The organism is Metalysinibacillus jejuensis, from assembly GCF_003057615.1.
Lineage (GTDB): Bacteria > Bacillota > Bacilli > Bacillales_A > Planococcaceae > Metalysinibacillus > Metalysinibacillus jejuensis.
In genome coordinates this window covers 1-5,066 of the sequence record NZ_QAFW01000082.1, presented here as the reverse complement: position 1 = coordinate 5,066, position 5,066 = coordinate 1, and the positions used below count along the sequence as shown (strand labels likewise).

Genomic DNA, 5,066 nt, shown 5'->3' with positions numbered 1-5,066 from the left:
TAAATAACGTAAAAGCGTAGGGACATCGCATTTACGAGCCGTATCTTCAAAGCCGAATTCGGTAAGAATACCCGCGAGTTCTTCCTGTGAAATAAAGTTTTGAAGTAGTGTGAAAATCGTGGTATTCGCGAGCCTAGAGATTCCTCCTCGTAAAAAGTTTGTGTGGTAACTTACATTTTACATGGAATCTCTCTTTTTTATTAGTTTTTTACGGTGAAAATTAGCTAATCAACAGGCGTGGCATAGACCATATTTATGTGCGAGTAGTTTTTATTTATACTCGCTTATTGTAAGTGAGATTTAGCAAGGAATGTTCCCAAACGTCGGTTTGGGAATGTTATTTGTTATTCCTACTGCACAAATCTATACAAAAATAACCAACGCCATTGATAAGGCTGTTGGTTATTTTCGTCGTTTCTTATTGTTCATGTTGAATGGAAGGCTCTTTCTTCTCTAGTTTTACCGGCTCATACGCAGTTTTTGCGAGCTCGAGTGTTTCTTTTTCACTTCGTTTGTAGCGAACTTTTACCGGCTTTTCTTGTTTGTCTAAGGGGCTGTTCGGTTTTTCCTTGTATTCCTCTGTTTGCTCGTACTCGTGCTTCGCGTCGACTAAATGCTTGGCACGAATCTCACGTTCTTCCGGAATTTGATGCTTTTCGATTTGTTTCGATGCACGGAACGCCACCATTTGTACGTCCGTTTTCGTTGGTGCCATTTTCATACTGAGTTCAATGACTTCGCGCTCACGCATAATGCGGTCAATGTAATCGACCATACCTGGTGCATTTTGGCGCACGTAGGCCATTTCCTCTGGTGTCAGCTTTTTGCCGCTTTTGAATTTTTCGATATAACGCTGGGCTTTCGGGTCATCTTCGCCCATATCGGTGCGAGCTTCTTGCATTTCCGAAAGCTGCCGTTGCACGGTTTCCTTCAATGCTTGCTTGGACGTTGCCATTTGTTGAAGGGCATTCCCCTCTGCGACGGATGTTTTTTCGTTTTTATCTCGCTTCAGGACGATTGGTTGCGGAAAAGTCGTGTATCCAATTTTCAATTCGCTCACCTCATGCTATTTTTAAGTGCTGTTAACCAACTTGTTTCACTATAATTGTATTTTTGCCCGACGTCTTGTAGTTTGCCATCTGCATAGTGTATTGATAACGTCAGGTCTGGTAAAGCGTCAAAACCATTTTTCGCCAGCTCATAATACGTTGGTCCGTAATGAGAGGCCGCTGCCATGACATAATTTTTTTCGTACGGATTCGCACGCATATTATTTAAATACAGCTCGAATACATCCTGACCGTCTGGCGTTAAAAACTTGCCGTCTTTTCGCTCTAATTTGCTTAAATCATAACCTGTCGTGCGAAGCGTGCTGATTAAGCTGTATTTACGCTCGGCTGCCTTTGAACGCTGCGATGAGTCATCGTCTAGGCTTTTAAAAATATGACGATACAGCTCTTGTCCGTTTTGCTCCGTATTCAACAATTGTTCTATTTGACGAAGCAGTAGCTTATCCTTTGAACCAGAAACAGCGACAGAAAAATCATTTGGATTCACCGTAAAAGTAAGGTTTGTGCCTGTTGGGAGACTTATACCAGCACTCTTTAAAAGCTCACCGATTTGGTTGTTGACTTGCTCACGCTGGAAGGCTTGTTTTTCGTAATTTTCTACTAGCCCATTCACTTTCGGCGTATTACGAAACGCTGCATCTCTAAAATCGTAATAGCCCATTTTGCCATTTGTTTTTAATCCACCTGTTTTTAATAAATTTAATTCCATTTTTTCAGCTGCCCTGCGTTCTTCTGCCGTTAAATCTGAGCGGAATTTAGGTGAATATGGATTATCATATTTATCTAATATATGCCTCATTGGGTCTGGTTGGCGTAGATTCTCTTGATGAATCTTGGTATATTTTTCTTCAAGTATCTTCTCTTGTTTATCTCCGTCACTTTCAAATGCATTACGATGCTGAATCTTCGTATTTGTTTGTGTTGCCTGTGCGTAATTAGGCTGTTGATTTGAAATTTTCATTTTTTCCACCTCGCATAATTAGTTAATAATAAAAATTTATCTACAAACTATATATCGGTTATAGTAATTATTTGTAAAGTTATTTTTATTTATTACATATATTTACTTTTTTTATTTTAGTATGATATGATTTGTTTAACCTATATTACAGAAGGAGAGTGGCAAATTGATGAATAAGTTTTTAAAATCAGCACTATTAGCAGTAATGTTATTATTATGTTCGATTAGCTTCGAAAACTTAATCTCTACAGCAAGTGCTAATACTGGAAATAATAGTTTTAGTACTGCAACAAATTTAGGAAATTGGAAATATAGTAGTGGTGCTTTAACAGTCTTAGACCCAGAACAAGATGAAGCCTATGTTAAATTTACGGCTAATACAGGTGACCGAGTTTATGTTAAAGGTACATACCAACCCGAGTACGGAGATATGTTTATCGAATTATATGACAAAAATTATAATCGCATAGATAGAGGGGATACTGTAATAAATCCAAATTCACTAACACCTTTTCTTTATGTAAACACAGATGCCACATCAACATCTAATGTGTTTTATGTAAAAATTACTCGTGATCCCAATTATACAGGTACTATGTATTTCACGGTTTCAGTAGATAATCGTATTAAGTCTGGTAGTAAAGAATTTGCTTTTTCAGGTACTGCAACTAATTCAGGCAATACCGGGCTTAACTTAAATGATGTAGATTCTTCTGTTATTACACTCGATTTAACAAAAGATACTACTATTCCTAAAGGGGCTAAAATAAAATCGGTTTCAACTAGAAGTTCAATGACACCAAGTCAAGGAAATGTTACACATAAAATAATGTCTAGTCATAATAGAGTTTGGTATACTGCACTTGCTTCAAATGCTACTTCAGGTTCGTATAATATTTCTTTAACGCATGATTTAGATTTATCTAGCATTTGGTCATTCAAATATAATGCTAAAGCTACCGCAGCATCAACAATGAAAAACGTTCGTGCGAATTTCAGTTATGAATATGATGTTACGAAACAATTTTAATATTCCCTGAATATACAGTGAATATTAACCAATAAAGTCTTTATGTCTTAAATCAAACCGACTCCTACTTTAAACTGAGTCGGTTTTTACTGTATATTTTAATAATATTAATGTTACCAAACACCGCTTTGGGAATGTTCTTTATGAGTCCCACATCATATTTACCAATTAACTATAAGATATATTAGCCGATAGTTTAAGTAATAAATAATTTCAAAAGGAGATGTTTGAAATGAGGTCAGTAGGTATCAACGAGATGACATTAAAACTATTAGGGGTCGAGGTATCTGATAAAAAGATACCGATGATGACACCACAATTTAACGGAATTGATTCAATGACAACGAAAACAGCTCCTGCTATGAGCGAAGACGCGTATGAAGAAGCAATTCGTAATCAGGCTAAAAAAGATTTTGAAGCAGGAAAATGTGGTGGCGAAAATAATACAGCTTATCGTGCGTTGAAAAATAGCTATGTTTCTGTTGCATCACCAGACCGTAAAGGCTATATCGCCAAAAGCTTTCAGCAGGTTCCGATGAATAAACGTAATCAAATTTCGTATATGAAAATTAAAGATGCAAGCGGTCAAGAAATTGCAAATTACTCTCCGAATACAGGCTGGACAGGTGTAATGACAAAGGATGAGATGAAGAGAGAAAGTAAATTTATGGCGATTTATATGGATACTTGGAGAAGCTTAAAAGTAGAAGCACAGCAGCAAGTAAAACCGACTTCGAGTTCGTTTGATACATTTATTTGAGCTATACAAAGACATACAAAATAAAGTTCCCAAATGACACTTTGGTAACCAATGCCCCTTATTCAATTGAACAGGGGCATTTTGATTGCTTATGAATAAATTGGCAGAATAAAAAGGAATGTCTTTACAAAGCGACGTTCCTTTTAGAAAAAATATTCTATGCTCGTTCTAATAAATGCAGAATACTAATGATTTTCGTTTTGTTTGCATTACCGATAAAGTTTCCGTATTGTCTATCTTTTGCAGCACGTGCTTCGAATTCAGCAATCCAATCTCTGCGTCCAGTTGCGTCTGCACTTGTTTCATACATTGAAAAGTTAGGTGCAGCTAATCCGCTTGCTGCTTGCTTAATATAATGTGTTACGCGAGTATAGGGGTCCCACCACATACCCATCAAGCTAAGCACATAAATACCCCCAACATGAAAAAAACGCTATGCTTTCTGTAACATCAATCGTTTACAAGAAAGGATGGCGTTTTTCATGCATCAAATCCTATCCAATGAATTGAACCTTTTCGCACAGGATTTGCGTGACTGTTTATCTCCAACCGTCTTACAAGACATCGCAAAACGCGTTGGCTTTGTCAAGCGTGCGAGTAAGTATCAAGCGAACGAACTCATTGCCCTTTGTGTCTGGCTTAGTCAGGAGGTTGGGAGCACATCTCGTATCCAATTGTGTAGTCGTTTAGAGGCTTCGACGGGTGTGTTGATGAGCGCAGAAGGCTTAAATCAGTGCTTTAACTAGACAGCCGTTGCCTACCTTCGAGAGGTCTTTCGCACGCTGCTTGCACAAAAGCTCTGTGCCGACCAATCACTCCCCGACACCTTGATGTCTCGTTTTAGGCGCATCCGTATTTTAGATGCGACCGTCTTTCAACTGCCAGATACGTTCGCTCTTGATTATCAAGGCTCGGGTGGCAGTAGTAACACGGCAGGCGTGAAAATCCAATTGGAATATGGTTTACTCAGTGGTCAATTTCTGAATGTACATGTTGGACCAGGAAAAAACAATGATAAAACGTATGGAACCATCTGTCTTCAAACGGTAGAGGTCAGCGATTTATGCCTGCGCGATCTTGGCTACTTCGATTTAGGCGACTTACAGGCCATTCATGAAAAAAAGGCGTACTATATTTCACGGTTGAAGCTCAATACAAGGATTTATATTAAGAACCCTGCGCCAGAAATGTTCAAAAACGGGACGTTAAAAAAACACACCGAATACATTCAACTCGATATGGTAC

Annotated in this window: 5 protein-coding genes and 1 pseudogene; 3 read left to right on the top strand and 3 right to left on the bottom strand. The window is 38.2% G+C overall.

Features of this window, described 5'->3' with window-relative positions; all coding sequences use genetic code 11:
- Positions 1-418: 418 nt before the first annotated feature.
- Together DDE80_RS13625 and DDE80_RS13620 are read right to left on the bottom strand one after the other, a co-directional pair.
- Entirely contained in the window at positions 419-1,051 is a 633-nt protein-coding gene (locus tag DDE80_RS13625; protein ID WP_108308447.1) for a hypothetical protein, read from the bottom strand.
- Between the two features lie 5 nt (positions 1,052-1,056).
- Positions 1,057-2,031: a DUF4885 family protein gene (locus DDE80_RS13620; RefSeq protein WP_108308445.1), complete on the bottom strand. Its 975-nt coding sequence runs from the start codon at positions 2,029-2,031 to the stop codon at positions 1,057-1,059.
- A gap of 169 nt (positions 2,032-2,200) precedes the next feature.
- Between DDE80_RS13620 and DDE80_RS13615 the strand changes: the two genes are divergently transcribed.
- Both DDE80_RS13615 and DDE80_RS13610 read left to right on the top strand, forming a co-directional pair.
- A complete protein-coding gene (locus DDE80_RS13615) occupies positions 2,201-3,061 on the top strand; it encodes a hypothetical protein (RefSeq protein WP_235612346.1) in 861 nt (286 codons plus the stop codon).
- 232 nt (positions 3,062-3,293) lie between these two features.
- Complete coding sequence (locus tag DDE80_RS13610) at positions 3,294-3,821, top strand: hypothetical protein (RefSeq protein WP_108308442.1); 528 nt, start codon at positions 3,294-3,296, stop codon at positions 3,819-3,821.
- Positions 3,822-3,978: 157 nt separating this feature from the next.
- Here the strand turns inward: DDE80_RS13610 and DDE80_RS13605 are convergent, their stop codons facing one another.
- A complete protein-coding gene (locus DDE80_RS13605) occupies positions 3,979-4,227 on the bottom strand; it encodes a hypothetical protein (RefSeq protein WP_108308440.1) in 249 nt (82 codons plus the stop codon).
- Positions 4,228-4,303: 76 nt separating this feature from the next.
- Here DDE80_RS13605 and DDE80_RS13600 point away from each other — a divergent pair.
- Positions 4,304-5,066: pseudogene (locus DDE80_RS13600) on the top strand (IS4 family transposase); the annotation flags it as partial.

What these genes read in the sequence shown, in the direction of transcription:
- DDE80_RS13615 (WP_235612346.1), top strand. Translation starts at nt 2,201, where the DNA reads ATGAATAAGTTTTTAAAATCAGCACTATTAGCAGTAATGTTATTATTA.
- DDE80_RS13610 (WP_108308442.1), top strand. Translation starts at nt 3,294, where the DNA reads ATGAGGTCAGTAGGTATCAACGAGATGACATTAAAACTATTAGGGGTC.
- DDE80_RS13620 (WP_108308445.1), bottom strand. Translation starts at nt 2,031, where the DNA reads ATGAAAATTTCAAATCAACAGCCTAATTACGCACAGGCAACACAAACA.